General features: G+C 73.4%; 16 protein-coding genes. 9 read left to right on the top strand and 7 right to left on the bottom strand.

Annotation, left to right across the window (positions count from 1 at the left end; genetic code table 11):
• Position 1 precedes the first annotated feature (1 nt).
• Together ACZ56U_RS17140 and ACZ56U_RS17135 are read left to right on the top strand one after the other, a co-directional pair.
• Positions 2-1450 (top strand): toll/interleukin-1 receptor domain-containing protein, encoded by a 1449-nt coding sequence (locus tag ACZ56U_RS17140; protein ID WP_469084809.1) that lies wholly within the window; start codon positions 2-4, stop codon positions 1448-1450.
• Between the two features lie 62 nt (positions 1451-1512).
• Positions 1513-1788 (top strand): DUF1876 domain-containing protein, encoded by a 276-nt coding sequence (locus tag ACZ56U_RS17135; RefSeq protein WP_469084808.1) that lies wholly within the window; start codon positions 1513-1515, stop codon positions 1786-1788.
• A 21-nt stretch (positions 1789-1809) separates the two neighbouring features.
• Here ACZ56U_RS17135 and ACZ56U_RS17130 read toward each other — a convergent pair whose 3' ends face one another.
• From ACZ56U_RS17130 to ACZ56U_RS17115, 4 genes are all read right to left on the bottom strand, one after another.
• Positions 1810-2982, bottom strand: coding sequence for a serine hydrolase domain-containing protein (locus ACZ56U_RS17130; RefSeq protein ID WP_469085057.1), 1173 nt, complete (start codon positions 2980-2982; stop codon positions 1810-1812).
• Between the two features lie 128 nt (positions 2983-3110).
• Positions 3111-3878 (bottom strand): energy-coupling factor ABC transporter ATP-binding protein, encoded by a 768-nt coding sequence (locus ACZ56U_RS17125; RefSeq protein ID WP_469084807.1) that lies wholly within the window; start codon positions 3876-3878, stop codon positions 3111-3113.
• Positions 3866-4627, bottom strand: coding sequence for a cobalt ECF transporter T component CbiQ (gene cbiQ, locus ACZ56U_RS17120; protein ID WP_469084806.1), 762 nt, complete (start codon positions 4625-4627; stop codon positions 3866-3868). Before cbiQ ends, ACZ56U_RS17125 begins: the two co-directional genes overlap by 13 nt.
• Position 4628: 1 nt before the next feature.
• The gene (locus ACZ56U_RS17115; RefSeq protein WP_469084805.1) at positions 4629-5687 is read right to left on the bottom strand and encodes an energy-coupling factor ABC transporter permease; all 1059 of its coding nucleotides are present in this window, start codon (positions 5685-5687) and stop codon (positions 4629-4631) included.
• A 168-nt stretch (positions 5688-5855) separates the two neighbouring features.
• On the opposite strand from ACZ56U_RS17115, the gene ACZ56U_RS17110 reads away from it, so the two are divergent.
• Positions 5856-6200 carry an SsgA family sporulation/cell division regulator gene (locus ACZ56U_RS17110; protein WP_391231720.1) on the top strand — a complete coding sequence of 115 codons (345 nt, stop codon included), beginning with the start codon at positions 5856-5858 and terminating at the stop codon, positions 6198-6200.
• Here the strand turns inward: ACZ56U_RS17110 and ACZ56U_RS17105 are convergent.
• From ACZ56U_RS17105 to ACZ56U_RS17095, 3 genes are all read right to left on the bottom strand, one after another.
• Complete coding sequence (locus tag ACZ56U_RS17105) at positions 6197-7867, bottom strand: penicillin-binding transpeptidase domain-containing protein (protein WP_469084804.1); 1671 nt, start codon at positions 7865-7867, stop codon at positions 6197-6199. The two genes, ACZ56U_RS17110 and ACZ56U_RS17105, sit on opposite strands and share 4 nt — an antisense overlap.
• A gap of 95 nt (positions 7868-7962) precedes the next feature.
• On the bottom strand, positions 7963-9591 hold the full coding sequence (locus ACZ56U_RS17100) for a penicillin-binding transpeptidase domain-containing protein (protein ID WP_469084803.1): 1629 nt from the start codon (positions 9589-9591) through the stop codon (positions 7963-7965).
• 129 nt (positions 9592-9720) lie between these two features.
• Positions 9721-11472: a dolichyl-phosphate-mannose--protein mannosyltransferase gene (locus ACZ56U_RS17095; RefSeq protein WP_469084802.1), complete on the bottom strand. Its 1752-nt coding sequence runs from the start codon at positions 11470-11472 to the stop codon at positions 9721-9723.
• 62 nt (positions 11473-11534) lie between these two features.
• On the opposite strand from ACZ56U_RS17095, the gene rsmI reads away from it, so the two are divergent.
• From rsmI to ACZ56U_RS17065, 6 genes are all read left to right on the top strand, one after another.
• A complete protein-coding gene (gene rsmI, locus ACZ56U_RS17090) occupies positions 11535-12383 on the top strand; it encodes a 16S rRNA (cytidine(1402)-2'-O)-methyltransferase (RefSeq protein ID WP_469084801.1) in 849 nt (282 codons plus the stop codon).
• Positions 12384-12631: 248 nt separating this feature from the next.
• A complete protein-coding gene (locus ACZ56U_RS17085) occupies positions 12632-13042 on the top strand; it encodes a hypothetical protein (RefSeq protein ID WP_469084800.1) in 411 nt (136 codons plus the stop codon).
• An 80-nt stretch (positions 13043-13122) separates the two neighbouring features.
• Positions 13123-14025 carry a TatD family hydrolase gene (locus ACZ56U_RS17080; RefSeq protein WP_469084799.1) on the top strand — a complete coding sequence of 301 codons (903 nt, stop codon included), beginning with the start codon at positions 13123-13125 and terminating at the stop codon, positions 14023-14025.
• 75 nt (positions 14026-14100) lie between these two features.
• Positions 14101-15471, top strand: a complete 1371-nt coding sequence (locus ACZ56U_RS17075; RefSeq protein ID WP_469084798.1) for a ubiquitin-like domain-containing protein — start codon at positions 14101-14103, stop codon at positions 15469-15471.
• A 56-nt stretch (positions 15472-15527) separates the two neighbouring features.
• Positions 15528-16433: a 16S rRNA (adenine(1518)-N(6)/adenine(1519)-N(6))-dimethyltransferase RsmA gene (rsmA, locus tag ACZ56U_RS17070; RefSeq protein ID WP_469084797.1), complete on the top strand. Its 906-nt coding sequence runs from the start codon at positions 15528-15530 to the stop codon at positions 16431-16433.
• Complete coding sequence (locus tag ACZ56U_RS17065; protein ID WP_469084796.1) at positions 16430-17332, top strand: 4-(cytidine 5'-diphospho)-2-C-methyl-D-erythritol kinase; 903 nt, start codon at positions 16430-16432, stop codon at positions 17330-17332. Before rsmA ends, ACZ56U_RS17065 begins: the two co-directional genes overlap by 4 nt.
• Positions 17333-17371 lie beyond the last annotated feature (39 nt).

Here is a 17371-nt window from a genome sequence, read left to right as displayed (position 1 = left end):
CATGGGCGGCGTCTTCATCACCTACCGCGGGGGCGACCACGACGAGACCGTGGAGCACCTCCACGCGGAACTCGACCGGCACTTCGGCGGCGGCCAGGTGTTCCTGGACCGGCGCTCCCTCCTGCCGGGGCAGCGCTTCTGCGACACCCTGCGGGCGCGGGTGGCCGACTGCGACGTGCTGCTCGCCGTGCTCCACCCGGGCCGGGCCGACGTACGGGACGGGTCCGGGGCGCGCCGGCTCGACGACGAGGAGGACCGGGTCCGCGGCGAGATCGAGCAGGCCCTGGCGAGCGGCAAGGTGGTCGTCCCCCTCCTCCTGGACGGCGTCACGGCCCCCCGGCCCGCCGACCTGCCGCCCTCGATCCGCGACCTCGTCGCCCAAAGCGGCCGACCGCTGCGCCGAGCCCACTGGAGCGCGGACCTCGCGGACCTGATCGCCGTCCTCGAAGGCGAGGTGCGCCCGCGGTGGCGGCCCGTCCCGGCGCCGCGGGAGCGCGGGCCGCGGCCCGGACGGTGGCTCGGCGTCCTCACCGCCGCGCTCGCCTGCGCGGCCCTGGTCGGCGTGCCCGCCCTCCCGCAGGACGACGACTGGGCCGGGACCGACGTCCTGCCGTACACCCTGACCGCCGCCCTGCTGTCCACCACGCTGCTGTGCGTGCCGTTCCTCGCGGTCGCCGCCGTCCGGCTCGTACGGCGGTCCGCCGACGACCTGGAGCGCGAGCTGCACGCCGTCCGGCACCCCAGGTCCATCCGGCACACCTGGCCGATCGGTCTCGGGGTCGTCCTGCTCGGCGCGTACGGCGCGCTGCGCGGCGACCAGGGCATGGCTGTCGCCCTCCCGCTCCTGGGGGCCCTCGGGATCGCCGTCACCCGCCTGCGCCTCAGGCGCCGCGACGACGACCTGTGGGCCCGCTGGCCCCACCGCCTGCCCGAGCGCGTCTCCCGGCCCGAACTGCGCCGCGCCGCCGCCCGCCTCCACGTCCGCCTGGACCGGATGACACCCCCGCTCTCGCGCGAACAGCGGGAGAAGGCGGCCTGGGAGCTCGACGACATCGCCGACGCCGTACGGCGGGTGGAGGGCGAGGCCGCCCGGTCGCGCCGCGGGTGGCTGAGCGGCGACCACCCCTGGCTGTTCGCCGGGTACGTCCTGTGGCTGGCCCTGACGGCCGCGCTGCTCGTGGCCTCGGCCCTCGCCTACATGGCCACCGGCGAGGGGACGCTCCGCCGGTACGTGGTGCTCGGGGTCGTGGCGCTCATCGGCGGGGCCCTGGCGACGGGCACCCTGGAGACCGCGTACCGCTGCCGGCGGCGGCAGCGCCATGAGCTGGCACGCCAGGTCACCGGGTTCCGGGAGGGGCTCCTGCGGCGGGTGGCCGAGCTGTGCCCGCCCCCGCGCCCCGAGCCGACCGCCCCGGCCCTCGGGCCCGAGGAGTACGCCGAGCCCGACTAGGGCCTGGTCGCGGCCACCGTGCCAGGCGCACTCTGGAAGCAGGTCTTGTGGAGGTGATCGTGATGATGCACACCGCTGTGGGATGGCACGTCGAGCTGGAGTTCCAGGAGGACACCGACCACACCCGGGCGGTCGCCATGGTGCGTCTGCCCGACGGCTCGGAGGTACGGGCCCATGGACGGGCCAGCCGCCACCGCACCGACCCCCACCAGCCGAGGGTCGGCGAGGAGATCGCCGGTGCCCGCGCCCTCAACGACCTCGCGATGCGGTTGCTGACCAAGGCGCACGACGAGATCGACGCGGCCTCGGGGCGGACCTCGCACCCGATCCACGTGTAGGGCCGCGCGGGGTCCGGCGCCTCAGGGCCTTGCGGGCAGGGACGGCGACGCCCGGACCGCCCGCACCAGCGCCTGTGCCCGCGGGTCCGCCGTCACCGTCTTGCGCAGGCCGTTGGTCACATAGCCGAACGCGATGCCCGACTCCGGGTCGGCGAAGCCGAGGGCGCCGCCGCGGCCCGGGTGACCGAAGGAGCCGGGGCCGAGGAACGGCGAGGCGCTGCCGTGCAGCATGTAGCCGAGGCCGAACCGGGTGTTGACCACCAGCACCCGGTCGGGCCCGGCGGACTCCTCCGCGCGGGCGGCCGCGACGGTGGCCGGCGTGAACAGCCGCACGCCGTCGACCTCGCCGATGAGCGCCGCGTAGACCCGGGCCAGCCCGTCCGCCGTCGCGATGCCGTTGGTCGCGGGCAGCGCGCTCGCGCGGTACGCCGGGTCGTTCTGGTCGGGGAAGGGCGTGATCGCCGCGAAGGCACGGTTGGTGAGGGAGCCGGGGTCGGTGTAGGCCTCGGTGACCGCGCGCTTGGGGCGGGCCCGCAGGGCGTTCGCGGGCTCGGGCCCCTCCACGCGGCCGACCCGCCCGGCCCGGTCCGCCTCAGCCTCCGGCAGCCCCAGCCACAGCTGCGCGCCCAGCGGTCCGGCGATCTCCGCCGCGATCCACTCGCCGGTGCCGCGCCCGGTCACGCGCCGCACGACCTCGTCAAGGAGCCAGCCGTACGTCAGCGCGTGATACCCGTGGTCGGTTCCGGGTGCCCAGACGGGCGCCTGTGCGGCGACGGCCTCGGGGCCCCGCAGCGGATCCAGAGCCTGCTCGGGCGTGAGCGGACGGTCGAGCACCGGCAGCCCGGCCCGGTGGTTCAGCACGTGCCGGACCAGCACCCGCTCCTTGCCGTGCGCCTTGAACTCCGGCCAGTACGCGGCCACCGGCGCGTCCAGGTCCAGCAGCCCGCGCTGCGCGAGCATCAGGGGGACGGCGGCGGCGACGCCCTTGGTCGCCGAGCGCACGATCTGCGCGGTGTCGCGCCGCCAGGGTTCGGTGCCGTCGACGTCCTTGGTCCCGGCCCACAGGTCGACGACCCGGCGCCCGTCCCGGTACACGGCGACGGCCGCGCCCCGGTCCCCGAGCGCCTCGAAGTTCCGCACGAAGGCGTCCCTGACCGGCTCGAAGCCCTCGGCGACTGTGCCGTTCACGTCCACGCCGTCCACGCCCGTACTCCACTTCGTGCCGCTCGGTGCCTGTCACACCCAAGCAGAATCGTCACGTCGATGTTCCCGCGGGTCGCGTGTAGGGGCGGGCCGGGGCGGGCGGCGTCACGCGCCCGTGGTCAGGGACGCCCGGAGGCGTCGGGCACCGAGCGCGGGTCGAAGCCGTAGGGCAGCTCCAGGCGGTGGGCGCGCATCAGCTCGTCGTCGGAGAGCAGCTCGGAGGTCTTGCCGTCGGCGGCGATGACGCCCTCGCTGAGGATCAGGGAGCGCGAGCACAGCTCCAGCGCGTACGGCAGGTCGTGGGTGACCATCAGGACCGTGACGTCCAGGGAGCGCAGGATGTCGGCGAGTTCGCGGCGGGAGGCGGGGTCGAGGTTGGAGGACGGCTCGTCCAGCACCAGGATCTCCGGCTCCATCGCGAGCACGGTCGCGACCGCCACCCGGCGCCGCTGCCCGAAGGAGAGGTGGTGCGGCGGCCGGTCCTTGAACTCGCCCATGCCGACGAGCGCCAGCGCGTGGTCCACGCGCGCCTCCAGCTCCGCGCCCCGCACGCCCGCCGCGGCCGGCCCGAACGCCACGTCCTCCCGGACCGTCGGCATGAACAGCTGGTCGTCCGGGTCCTGGAAGACGATCCCGACCCGGCGCCGGATCTGCGCCATGTGCTGCTTGCCGACGGGCAGCCCGGCGACCGTCACCGTGCCGGTGCCGCCGCCCAGGATGCCGTTGAGGTGGAGCACGAGGGTGGTCTTGCCGGCGCCGTTCGGGCCGAGCAGCGCGACGCGTTCGCCGCGCGCGATCGAGAAGTCCACGCCGAACAGGGCCTGGTGGCCGTCGGGGTAGGCGTAGGCGAGGCCGGAGACCTCCAGAGATGCGGTCACAGCGTCCATCCCAGCAGACATACGACAAGGGCGGCGAGGGGGAGTGCGCAGGCGTACGTCCACTGCGCGCGGGACGCGGTCACCTCGTCGATGACCGGCATCGACCCGGTGTACCCCCGGCTCACCATGGCCAGGTGCACCCGCTCGCCCCGTTCGTAGGAGCGGATGAAGAGGGCGCCCGCCGACTTCGCGAGCACCCCCCAGTGCTTCACGCCCCGCGCCTCGAACCCGCGCGACTCCCGGGCGATCCGCATGCGCCGCATCTCGTCGGTGATGACGTCGCCGTAGCGGATCATGAAGGACGCGATCTGCACGAGCAGCGGCGGGAGCTTCAACCGTTGCAGTCCCAGCAGGAGTTCGCGCAGCTCGGTGGTGGAGGCGAGCAGGACGGAGGCGGCGACGCCCAGGGTGCCCTTGGCGAGCACGTTCCAGGCGCCCCACAGGCCGCCGACGCTCAGCGAGACGCCGAGCACCTCCACCCGCTCGCCCTCCGCGACGAAGGGCAGCAGCACCGCGAACGCCACGAACGGCACCTCGATCAGCAGCCGCTTCAGCACGAAGCCGGCGGGCACGCGCGCGACGTGTGCGACGACGCCCAGGAGCACGGCGTACAGCCCGAAGGCCCACATCGCCTCGCGCGGCGTGGACACCACGACCACCACGAAGGCGAGGACGGCGGCGAGTTTGGTGTGCGGCGGCAGGCCGTGCACGGGCGAGTGCCCGTGCCGGTAGAGCTTGTGCGCGTGCCCGGCCCCCACGTCAGACGCTCGTGCTGACCGGGGTGACCGGCTCGGCGCCGCGGCGCCTGCGCACCGCCCAGAAGACGCCGGTGCCCGCGACGACCGTCACGCCGACGCCGATCACGCCCGCCAGCCCCCCGGACAGGCGGGCGTTGTCGACGTCCTTCACGCCGTAGTCGGCGAGCGGTGAGTCGGCCGCCGCGTGGTCCTCGACCTTGGCGTCGATGCCCTTGTCGGCGGCGACCTTCTCCAGGCCGTCGGGGCTCGCGGAGGCGTAGAAGCTGACGACGCCGGCGAGGACGAGGGAGGTGGCGAGGCCGGACAGCCACAGCGTGCGCCGGGAGGTGCGCGCCGCGACGGGCGCCGTGCGCGCCCCCTCGGCGGCCGGTACGTCCACCAGTTCGCCGTTGACCCGCAGCTTGAGCTTCTGCTGGAGCCCGCGCGCCCCGTACACCAGGTCCGGGCGCACCGCGATGACGGCGCCGACGGTCAGCGCGGTGATCGCGGCCTCGCCGATGCCGATCAGGACGTGCACGCCGACCATGGCGGTGGCGACCTTGCCGATGGCGACGTCGGTGGTGCCGCCGATCCAGTAGATGAGGGTGAAGGCGAGGGCCGCGGCCGGCACGGAGAGCACGGCGGCGGCGAAGGAGGCGACGGTGACGGAGCGGCGGGTGCGCGGCAGCACCGTGACCAGGAAGCGGAAGACGGCGTAGGCCACGACCGTCGTGACACAGCCCATGACGGTGATGTTCACGCCGAGCGCGGTCAGCCCGCCGTCCGCGAACAGGATGCCCTGCATGAGCAGGACGACGGAGACGCAGAGGACCCCGGTGTAGGGGCCGACGAGTATCGCCGCCAGCGCACCGCCCAGGAGGTGGCCGCTGGTCCCCGCGGCGACGGGGAAGTTGAGCATCTGGACGGCGAAGATGAACGCCGCCACCAGGCCGGCCAGGGGCGCGGTGCGCTCGTCGAGTTCGCGGCGGGCGCCGCGCAGGGACACCGCGACGGCGGCGGCGGCGACCGCTCCGGCGGCGGCGGACGTGGGGGCGTCGATGAATCCGTCAGGCACATGCACCCATAGATGATGTGGCTTAATGCGAACGTTTTGCAAGAGAGCCGGTCAGTGAACTGCAAGGTGCAGGCTGTGCGGCCCCGGCGGCGGAATCCCGGAAATGTGCGACGCTGGAGAGGCAGTGGACGCACAGATTCCACACAGGTTACGCAGCGTGAGAGGGTCGTCACGATGTCTGTAGTCGAACAGTACGCGCGCGCCCACGTCGTCTCGGACGCCGACATCGCGCACGACGAGGCGATCCCCGTGCTCCTGCGCTACGACCCGGAGGCCGACCCCCGTTCGGTACGGGTCGACCTGCCCGGCACCCACGCGTGGACGTTCTCCCGCGCCCTGCTCGAACAGGGCCTGCGGGCACCCGCCGGCAGCGGCGAGGTCCGCGTCTGGCCCTGCGGCCGGGTTCAGGCCGTCGTCGAGTTCCACTCCGCACAGGGTGTCTCGGTGGTCCAGTTCGAGACGAAGGCACTACTGAGGTTTCTGCGGCGGACCTACATGGCGACGCCGGTGGGCGGCTAACCGCCCGCCTTCAGCAGCGCCGCCACGATCGGGCCCGCCGTGTCACCGCCGTGTCCGCCCGACTGGACGACACCGGCCGCGGCCAGGTCGCCGCGGTAGGCCGTGAACCAGCCGTTGGGCTTCTTCTGGCCGTCGACCTCCGCCGAACCGGTCTTCGCGCCGACCTTTCCGTAGACCCCCTGCATCGCCTCGGCCGCCGTGCCGTAGGCCGCGGTGTACGACATCAGCTCGCGCAGCTGGCCGAGCGTGCCCGCGGACATGGTGCGGGTGGCCTTCGCCAGCGTCCGCCCGTCGACCTCCGGCGAGACCAGGTACGGCTGCCTGAACACGCCCGAGGCGACGGTCGCCGACACCGACGCCATGTTCAGCGGGTTCATCCGCACCCCGCCCTGGCCGATCAGCGAGGCCGCCATCTGGGCCTTCGCCTGCACCGGGACCGAGCCGTCGAAGGTGGGCACGCCGACCGCCCAGTTGTTCATGGACAGCCCGAAGACCTGCTGGGCCTGCTCGGTCAGCGAGGCGTTCTCCAGCTCGGGCGCCTGGCTGATGAAGGCGGTGTTGCAGGAGCGGGCGAAACTGGCCTTGAAGGTGCCGCCCTTGATCTGGAACTTGTCGTCGTTCTGGAACTTCCAGCCGCCGTAGCTGAAGTACTTCGGGCACGGATGCGGCTTGTCCGCCGACGCGAGGCCCTTCTCGATCAGCAGCGAGGAGGTGACGACCTTCATCGTCGAACCGGGCGCCAGCGAGCCCTGGAAGGCGACGTTGAAGCCGTGGGAGGCGTTCGCGGCGGCCAGGATCTCCCCGGTCGAGGGCCGCAGCACCACCACCGACGAGCGCGCCCTCTTCGCGACCTGCGTCTCGGCCGCCGCCTGAAGGGCCGGGCTGAGGGTGGTTCTCACGGTGCCCGGCGTGCCCTTGCTGAGCGTCAGCAGCGTCTTGTCGGACAGCTTGTCCGCCCTGGCCTGCTTGCCGCGCACCACCCGCAGCTCGACGCCCGCCCTGCCGCCGGCCTTCTTGCCGTACTTCTCCCGCAGCCCGTCCAGGACCGAGCCCAGCGAGGGGTACTTCTTCGTGGTGATCTCGCCGCCGTCCCGGTCGAGCGCCTTGATCGGCGGGGTCCCGGACTCCCCGGTGACGAGCGTGTCGCCGTCCTCCAGGTCGGGATGGACGACGGCGGAGTGCCACGCGACCTGCGGCTTCCCGGTCGTCTTGTCGCGTACGACGGTCAGGGAGCTGTCGTACGCCAGCGGCTTGCCGGCGCCCTTGTACGCCACCGTCGCCTTGACGGAGAAGGGGACCTTGTCGCCGGTGCGGGCACCGGGGGTGAGGGTGACGTCCCTCAGGCGGGCGTCCTTGGTGTAGCCGGTGAGCAGGCCGGCGGCCGCCTCGGGGTCGTTCGTGACGGCGGCGGCCTGGGCGACCTTGCCCGACTGCCAGGCGGTGAGGAAGGTCCGCGAGGCGGTGTTCACCTCGGTCGCGGACAGCGGGCCCGTCCTGACCTCAGGCTTCTGGTCGGCGACGGAGGACGCCCGGTCCTCGCCCGCCCCGCCGCCGTACAGCGCGTACCCGGCGACGCCCGCACCGCCGACGACCACGGCGATCATCCCGCCGATCACGGCGGGACGACTCGTCCTCCGTCGCTCGGCGACGCGCCTTCTCTTGCCCACTGTCCTCGGTCCTCCGCGATCCCAGGGCGCCGTCGCCCTCGTCCCTCAGCTCAACGACGGCGACCATTCTGGAGTCCCGTCCTGTGCGGGTGAGTTCAGCCACCCGCCGCCAGTACGGCCCTCACGATCGGTCCGGCCGCGTCGACGCCGTGGCCGCCGTCCTCGCTCATGGCCGCCACCGCCACATCATCGCGGAAAGCGGTGAACCAGCTGTTGGAGGTCTTCACCCCGTCCACCTCGGCGGACCCGGTCTTCGCCCCGATGTCCCCGCCGAGGCCCCGCATGACCGGCGCCGCGGTGCCCTGCGTGGCCGTCAGCCGCATCATCTGCCGCAGCTGGTCGGCCGTGCCCGGCCGCAGGCCCTCGGCGGTGGCCAGCTCGCGGTCGTCGAGCCCGGGCGGGACCAGGTACGGCTGGCGGAAGGTGCCGGTGATCGCGGTCGCCGTCACCGACGCCATGTTCAGCGGGTTCATGGTGACCTTGCCCTGGCCGATGGCGTTGGCGGCGCGATCCGGACCGCTCTCGGCGGGGACGCTGCCGTCGACCGAGGCGATCCCGGTCTTCCAGTCGTCCCGGCCCAGCCCGAACTTGTCCCGCGCCTCCGCGGTCAGCGACTCGTCGGTGAGCGGCTTCTCGTCGATCAGCTTGATGAAGGCCGTGTTGCAGGACCGCATGAAGCTGCCCGCGAGCGTGGCGTCCGGGTCGGGCCGCATCTTCTTCAGGTTGCGGAAGGTCTGCCCCTGCCACATCGCGTCGTCGGGGCAGGGCGCCGGGCCGTTCATCGAGGTCACGCCGTTGTCGATGAGCATCGCCGCGGTGACGATCTTCATCGTGGAGCCGGGGGGTGCCGCGCCCTCGAAGGCCGCGTTCCAGCCGTCCTTGCGGTGGTTGGCGACCGCCAGCACCTCGCCGGTGGTCGGCTTGACCGCCACCACCGAGGACTCGGCGTACTGCGTCACCGCCTTCTCCGCCGCCGCCTGCGCGCTCGCGCTGAGCGTGGTCCGGAGCCTGCCCGCCTTGCCCTTGGAGAGCGTCAGCAGCGGGGTGTCGGGGCTGCCGTCACCGTTGTGCCGGACGAACAGCTCGGCCCCGGGAGTGCCGCCCGCCCGCTTGCCGTACTTCTCACGCAGGGCGTCCAGGATCGGGCCCAGCGAGGGGTACCTGTCCTTGGTCAGCACCGTGCCGGAGCGGTCCACGGCCTCGATGGGCGGGGCCGACGACGGTCCGGTGACGAGGTGGTCCTGGTCCGTCCGCAGCGCGGGATGGACCACGGCGGGCTTCCAGTCGACCAGCGCTCTGCCGGTGGTCAGCCCGCGCACGACGGTCAGGGCGCTCTTGTACTCCAGGGGCTTGGACGTCCCCCCGTGGACCACCTTCGCCCGCACGGTGAACGGCACGGTGGTCTTCCGCGCGGCCCCCGGGGTGATCCGCACACCCGTGATGTGCGCCTCGTCGGCGTACTCCGTCAGCAGCGCCCGGGCCGCGGCGTTGTTGTTCGTGTGCCGGCCGGCGGCGGCCGCCGACCCCTTCTCCCACGCCGCGAAGAACTCCCCCGACGCCTCTTCCACCTCGTCCGCGCTCAGTGGCCCCGACTTCGCCTCGGACGTGCCGGACCCGTCGTCACCGTTCAGCGCGGACACGAGGTTGAACGCGCCGTACCCGGCCCCACCCACCATCACGGCGAACACACCGCCGATGACGGCGGCCTTGACCCCCTTGCGCATGGAACCGCGCCCCTCCCCGTTGTCAGTCCTCCGCACTGTAGGTGGCGTGCGGGAGTCCTGTGGGAGCTGTGTCCTTTTGTTGGCCGAAGAGAGATCAGTCCAGGGGCCGGGTCTGTTGCGAAAGGGGCCCTAGACCCAGGTATCGAGCCACATCCGTGAACGCCAGTCCTCGATCGGGATGGCGGTCCCGGTGTACAGCGGCCAGAAGTAGATGAAGTTCCAGGCGATCAGCAGCACCAGCACGCCCGCCCCGGTCGCCCCCGCCACCCGGCGGGTGTCGCTCGACCCGGGAGGGCCGATGAGCGCGCCGAGCATCATCGCGACGGCCAGGCACAGGAAGGGCAGGAAGACGACGGCGTAGAAGAAGAAGATCGTGCGCTCCTGGTACATGAACCAGGGGAGGTAGCCGGCCGCGATGCCGCAGGCGATGGCGCCCGCGCGCCAGTCGCGGCGGAAGAACCAGCGCCACAGGACGTAGAGGATCGCGAAAGCGGCCGCCCACCACAGCAGCGGGGTGCCGATGGCGAGGACCTCGCGGGCGCACTTCTCGGCGGCGTCGGTGGGGCAGCCGTCGTTGCCGGGGGCGGGCGACTCGTAGAAGAACGAGACCGGGCGGCCGTCGACGATCCAGCTCCACGGGTTGGACTGGTAGGTGTGCGGAGAGTGCAGGCCGACATGGAAGTCGTAGACCTGGTGCTCGTAGTGCCACAGGCTGCGCCACCAGTCGGGGAACAGCCACGACCAGTCGCTGTTCCTGCCGTCGGTCGCGGCCCAGTTGCGGTAGTAGCCGCCGGAGCCGTCGCTGGGGGAGAGGATCCAGCCCAGCCAGGAGAGCAGGTACGTGGCGATCGCCACCGGGACCGTCGCCACGAAGGCCAGGCCCAGGTCGCGCTTGAGGACCGCCTCGTAGGGGTGACGGGCGCCGGTGACCTTGCGGGAGCCGACGTCCCACAGGACCGCCATCACACAGAACGCGGCCAGGATGTACAGGCCGTTCCACTTGGTGCCGATGGCCAGGCCCAGCATCAGGCCGGCCGTCCAGCGCCAGGGGCGCCATCCGAGGCGGGTCGTCTCCGCGGTGTGCGCGTCCGGGCGGACCCGGCCGTCGGCGTCGGCCGGCAGCGCGGCCGCGAGTTTCTCCCGGGCCCGGTCGCGGTCGACGACCAGGGCGCCGAACGCGGCCAGCACGAAGAACATCAGCACCCCGTCGAGCAGCGAGGTGCGGGCCATCACGAAGGCCAGCCCGTCCACCGCCATCAGCGCGCCGGCCAGACAGCCGAGGAACGTCGAGCGGAAGATCCGGCGGCCGATCCGGCACAGCATCAGGACCGACAGCGTGCCGAGCAGCGCCGTCATGAACCGCCAGCCGAACGGGTCGAACCCGAACATCAGCTCGCCCAGCCCGATGACGTACTTGCCGACCGGCGGATGCACCACGTACGAGGCGTCCGTCGGCACCGACACCTTGCCGCCGATGTCCAGGATCAGGTCGTTGGCGTTCTTGTCCCAGTTGACCTCGAAGCCGCGGTGGACGAGCGCCCACGCGTCCTTGGCGTAGTACGTCTCGTCGAATATCACCGCCTTCGGGCTGCCCAGGTTCCAGAACCGGATCACGCCCGCGAACAGCGTGACGAGCAGCGGGCCGCCCCACCCCGACCAGCGCGTGACGCGGTCGACCAGCGCCTTCGGCAGTCCGAGCGCCGCCCACATCCGCGGGTTGGGGCGCGCGTAGGGGGGCACGAGCCGGTCGCGCACGTCGCTTCTGGGCCCGGCCGCGTAGCCGAAACGGCGCAGCCGCTGCTGCCACGACGGCCGCTGGTCGTGCGGGGCCTGGGCCCGCCGGGTGTCCGTGGAGTCCATGGACGACGCTGTACTGGTCACCGCGCCATCGTAGGGAAGACGTCTGTGGGAGTCCCGCGGATGGGTCCTGCGAGGATGGAAAAGTGACAGGAACCCTTGTATTGGCAGGCACCCCCATCGGCGACATCGCGGACGCCCCGCCGCGGCTCGCCGAGGAACTGGCCGGTGCGGACGTGGTCGCCGCCGAGGACACCCGGCGGCTGCGGCGGCTGACCCAGGCGCTCGGCGTGACGCCCAAGGGGCGCGTCGTGTCGTACTTCGAGGGCAACGAGGCCGCCCGCACGCCCGAGCTGGTGGAGGAACTCGTCGGGGGCGCGCGCGTGCTGCTCGTCACCGACGCCGGCATGCCGTCGGTGTCGGACCCCGGCTACCGGCTGGTGGCGGCGGCCGTGGAGAAGGACATCCGGGTCACCGCCGTCCCCGGTCCCTCCGCCGTGCTCACCGCGCTCGCGCTGTCCGGGCTGCCCGTCGACCGGTTCTGCTTCGAGGGCTTCCTGCCGCGCAAGGCCGGGGAACGGCTGACCCGACTGCGGGAGGTCGCCGGGGAACGGCGCACCCTCGTCTACTTCGAGGCCCCGCACCGGCTCGACGACACCCTCGCCGCGATGGCCGAGGTGTTCGGCGCGGAGCGGCGGGCCGCCGTCTGCCGCGAGCTGACCAAGACGTACGAGGAGGTCAAGCGCGGCCCGCTCGGGGAGCTGGCGGCGTGGGCCGCCGAGGGCGTGCGCGGGGAGATCACCGTCGTCGTGGAGGGCGCTCCGGAGAAGGCCCCCGGAGAGCTCGACCCGGCGGAGCTGGTGCGCAGGGTGCGGGTGCGCGAGGAGGCGGGCGAGCGGCGCAAGGAGGCCATCGCGGCGGTCGCGGCGGAGGCCGGGCTGCCGAAACGGGAGGTCTTCGACGCGGTCGTGGCGGCGAAGAACGCCGGTGTGTGAAGGGTCTGTGTGAGAGGGGGCACACCCGCTCTGAGCAGGGCGCATGTCGTTTGAGCGGGCGCCCCACGGACAGGCAAAGGGCAGGCGTCGAAGGCAAAGCGCAGACCCCGCCGCGCAGGCCGTTGCGGCAAGGAAAGTCCAAGACGGGGCCAACACTCGACAGGCCTGATGCGTTCGCGTCGGCGGAGGCGTCCACTGGGGGACAGGGACGCATCCGTCCCGGTGTCCAGCGGACCAGAGGAGCTGGCATGAGCGAGATCGCAGGGCAGACCGCCGCACTGCGCAGCGGCGCCACCGCCGTCGTCCACGAGTCGTATTCCTTCGCCTGCATGCGGTGCGGGCACGGCTGGGAACAGTCGTACGAGATAGAGCACCACACCGATGCCGACGGCCACGACTTCGTCATCTACGTCGCGGACGGTCAGGTCGTGCCCTCACCGCTGAGCCGGCCCGGTTGCCACAACTGCGACGGGCACGTCGTACGGATCATGCGGGCCGGGCAGGTCTCGTCGGTGCTCGACGCGGCGCACCGGCAGCGTCGCCGCGCCCCGCAGGCCGGGCCCGTCGAGGCGCCGGCGGTGCCCGCACCGGCCGGGGAGCGCCACCACTGGCACCTGTCCGACCTGCTGCACCCGTTCCACCACCGCAAGGCCGGCTGAGCCCCCGCCGCACGGCGGACCGGCCCCTGGACCCCGCCTCCCCCCGGGGAGAGGGCATGCCCCTTTCGTAGGATCGGGGCATGCCCTCCTCAAGCTCCAGCGCCCGGGACAAGAACGCGGCACCGCCGCTTCCGGAGCCCCTCCGGGTGCCCGTCGCCGACTCCCACACCCACCTCGACATGCAGTCCGGCACGGTGGAGGAGGCCCTCGCCAAGGCCGCGTCGGTGGGCGTGACCACGGTGGTGCAGGTCGGCTGCGACATCCGTGGCTCGCAGTGGGCCGCCGAGACGGCGGGACGCCACGACGCCGTCCACGCGACCGTCGCCCTGCACCCCAACGAGGCGCCGCGCATCGTCCACGGCGACCCCGACGGCTGGTCCCGGCAGGGCGCGCGGCAGCCGGGGGGCGCGCAGGCGCTCGACGAGGCGCTCGCCGAGATCGACCGTCTGGCCGCGCTCCCGCAGGTCAAGGGGGTCGGCGAGACCGGCCTCGACTACTTCCGCACCGGCCCCGAGGGCAAGGAGGCGCAGGAGCGCTCCTTCCGCGCCCACATCGAGATCGCCAAGCGGCACGGCAAGGCCCTCGTCATCCACGACCGCGACGCCCACGACGACGTCCTGCGGGTGCTGAAGGAGGAGGGCGCGCCCGAGCGGACGGTGTTCCACTGCTACTCCGGGGACGCGGAGATGGCCGAGGTGTGCGCCCGCGAGGGCTACTTCATGTCCTTCGCCGGCAACGTCACCTTCAAGAACGCCCAGAACCTGCGGGACGCGCTCGTCGTGGCCCCCCTGGAGCTGGTCCTGGTGGAGACCGACGCGCCCTTCCTGACACCGGCGCCGTACCGCGGACGGCCCAACGCGCCCTACCTCGTCCCGGTCACGGTCCGCGCGATGGCCGCCGTGCGGGGCATCGACGAGGACGCTCTGGCCACGGCACTCGGCGCCAACACGGCACGCGCGTTCGGCTACGGAACACCACTCTGAGTAGCCGCGCCACTTTGGAGAGTGACGGCCTCTCCGCTAGGTTCTGGGTCTCTCCGGACCCTGGAGCGTGTCGGCGTGAGCAACTCCCAGTACCAGGCGTACGAGACGTACGGCCCGGTCGATCCGTACGGCGCGGGCTACGACCCGCACACCGCGCAGACGGTGGCGTACGGCGTCCAGGTCGCGCCGACGCCGCCGATGCCGGTGTCCTACGAGGACACCTACCGGCCCGCCTACGAGGCACCGGCGACCGTGCCTCTGCCCGTACCCGTGGAGGTGCGCGCGCCTGTTCCGCACGCCGGGGCGGACCGGCGGGCCGCACGCCGGCGGAAGGCGCGGGGCGCCGAGCGCGCGGACGGCACCATGCGCCGGCTGCTGCCGCAGGCGCTGGTCGTCGCCTTCCTCGCCGGCGGCACCACCGCCTTCGTCGCCAAGGACAAGGCGATCGAGCTGACCGTCGACGGCAAGCCGCGCACCCTGCACACCTTCGCCGACGACGTCAGCGAACTGCTCGCCGACGAGGGCGTGGACGTGGGGGCGCACGACGTGGTCGCGCCGGCCCCCGGCACCGCGCTCGCCAGCGGCGACGAGATCGCGGTGCACTACGGGCGCCCCGTACGGCTCACGCTCGACGGGCAGCGGCGCGAGGTCTGGACGACGGCGCGCACGGTGGAGGGGGCGCTCAAGCAGCTGGGGGTGCGCGTGGAGGGCGCGTATCTGTCGGCGTTGCGCTCCCGGCCCATCGGGCGCGAGGGGCTCACGCTGGACGTGCGCACCGAACGCGCGGTCACCGTCATGGCGGACGGCCGGTCCCGCACCGTGCGCACGAACGCCGCGACCGTGCGGGAGGTCGTCGAGGAGGCCGGCATCACACTGCGCGGCCAGGACACCACCTCCGTGGCGCCGGACAGCTTCCCCCGCGACGGCCAGACGGTCACCGTGCTGCGGATCACCGGGTCGAAGGAGGTCCGCGAGGAGGCCATTCCGTTCCGGGTGGAGCGGACCGAGGACCCCTCGCTGTTCCAGGGCACCGAGGTCGTCGAACAGGCCGGCCGGGCGGGCCTGCGCCGGGTCACGTACGCCCTGCGCACCGTCAACGGCGTCCGGCAGAAGCCGCGCCGGGTCAGGACCGAGATGGTCCGGGAGCCGCGCGCCCAGGTGGTGAAGGTGGGGACCAGACCGATGCCGACCTCCGTGCGGGGCGCGGACGGCCTGGACTGGCAGGGACTCGCGGCGTGCGAGTCGGGGGGCCGGCCGAACGCGGTGGACCCCTCGGGGACGTACGGCGGGCTGTACCAGTTCGACACCCGGACCTGGCAGGGGCTCGGCGGGAGCGGGCGGCCGCAGGACGCGCCCGCGGCGGAGCAGACGTTCCGGGCGAAGAAGCTGTACGTGCAGCGCGGGGCGAGCCCCTGGCCGCACTGCGGGCGGCGACTGCACGGGTGAGCGGGCGCGGGGCCGCGCGGTCCGCCGCCGGCTCCGCTCCCCGTACCCTTGTGGCCGTGAGCAGCAGCCCCACCCCCGACGCCCTCCTCGGCCCCGCCGACGTCCGTGAACTCGCGGAAGTCCTCGGTGTGCGGCCGACCAAGCAGCGCGGTCAGAACTTCGTGATCGACGCCAACACGGTCCGGCGGATCGTCCGGACCGCGGATGTGCGCCCCGACGATGTCGTCGTCGAGGTCGGTCCGGGGCTCGGCTCCCTCACCCTCGCGCTGCTCGAGGCCGCCGACCGGGTCATCGCCGTCGAGATCGACGACGTGCTCGCCGCCGCGCTGCCCGCGACGATCGCGGCGCGGATGCCCGGCCGGGCGGACCGGTTCGCGCTGGTGCACTCCGACGCGATGCAGGTCGGCGAGCTGCCGGGTCCGCCGCCCACCGCGCTGGTGGCGAACCTGCCGTACAACGTCGCCGTGCCCGTCCTGCTGCACATGCTCGAGACCTTCCCGACCATCGAGCGCACCCTGGTCATGGTCCAGGCGGAGGTCGCCGACCGGCTCGCCGCCGGGCCCGGCTCCCGGGTGTACGGCGTGCCGTCGGTGAAGGCCAACTGGTACGCCGAGGTCAAGCGGGCCGGCGCCATCGGCCGCACCGTCTTCTGGCCCGCGCCGAACGTCGACAGCGGGCTGGTGTCGCTCGTCAGGCGCGCCGAGCCGATCAGGACCACCGCGTCCAGGCGTCAGGTCTTCGCCGTCGTCGACGCCGCGTTCGCACAGCGGCGCAAGACGCTGCGCGCCGCCCTCGCCGGGTGGGCCGGGTCCGCGGCCGCCGCCGAGGCCGCGCTCGTCGCCGCGGGCGTCTCACCGCAGGCGCGCGGCGAGTCCCTCACCGTCGAGGAGTTCGCCCGCATCGCCGAGCACCGCGTCACCGAGAACCCCGTCCCGGACACCGAGGAGCAGAGCCGCCCGTGAGCGTCACCGTCCGCGTCCCCGCCAAGGTCAACGTCCAGCTCGCGGTCGGTGCCGTCCGCCCCGACGGCTTCCACGACCTGGCCAACGTCTTCCTGGCGGTCGGCCTCCACGACGAGGTGACCGCCACCCCCGCCGACGAACTGCGCGTCACGTGCGAGGGCCCGGACGCGGCGCAGGTGCCGCTCGACCGTACGAACCTCGCGGCGCGGGCCGCCGAGGCGCTGGCCGCGCGGTACGGCCGCAGCCCCGCCGTGCACCTCCACATCGCCAAGGACATCCCCGTCGCCGGCGGCATGGCGGGCGGCAGCGCGGACGGGGCCGGGGCACTGCTCGCCTGCGACACCCTGTGGGGCACGAACGCCTCCCGCGCGGAACTGCTCGACATCTGCGCCGAGTTGGGCAGCGACGTGCCGTTCAGCCTGGTGGGCGGGGCCGCGCTCGGGACCGGGCGGGGAGAGCGGCTGCGGCCGCTGGAGGTCGGCGGCACCTTCCACTGGGTCTTCGCGATGGCCGCGCGCGGGCTGTCCACCCCGGCCGTCTTCCGGGAGTTCGACCGGCTGACCGAGGGGCTCGTCGTCCCCGAACCGGTCGCCTCGCGGACGCTGCTCGACGCGCTGGCCAAGGGCGACCCCGACGCGCTCGCCGCCGCCGTCTCCAACGACCTTCAGCCCGCCGCCCTCTCGCTCTTCCCCGAGCTCACCGACACCCTCGCCGCGGGCAGCGCCGGCGGCGCGCTCGCCGGGCTGGTCTCGGGGTCGGGTCCGACGACGGCGTTCCTGGTGCGTGATCCGCAGTCCGCGGCGAAGGTGGCCGAGGCGCTGCGGACCTCCGGCACCTGCCGCACGGTACGCATCGCGTCGGCGCCCGCGGCGGGGGCCACCGTGGTGGCCGGGACCTGACGACCCCGCCCTCCCCGGTCGTCCCCCGAGCGGCGGACG

Source organism: Streptomyces sp. NPDC034103, from assembly GCF_055575395.1.
The sequence above is the reverse complement of the archived record's forward strand: the minus strand, read 5'-3'. Positions and strand labels throughout refer to the sequence as shown.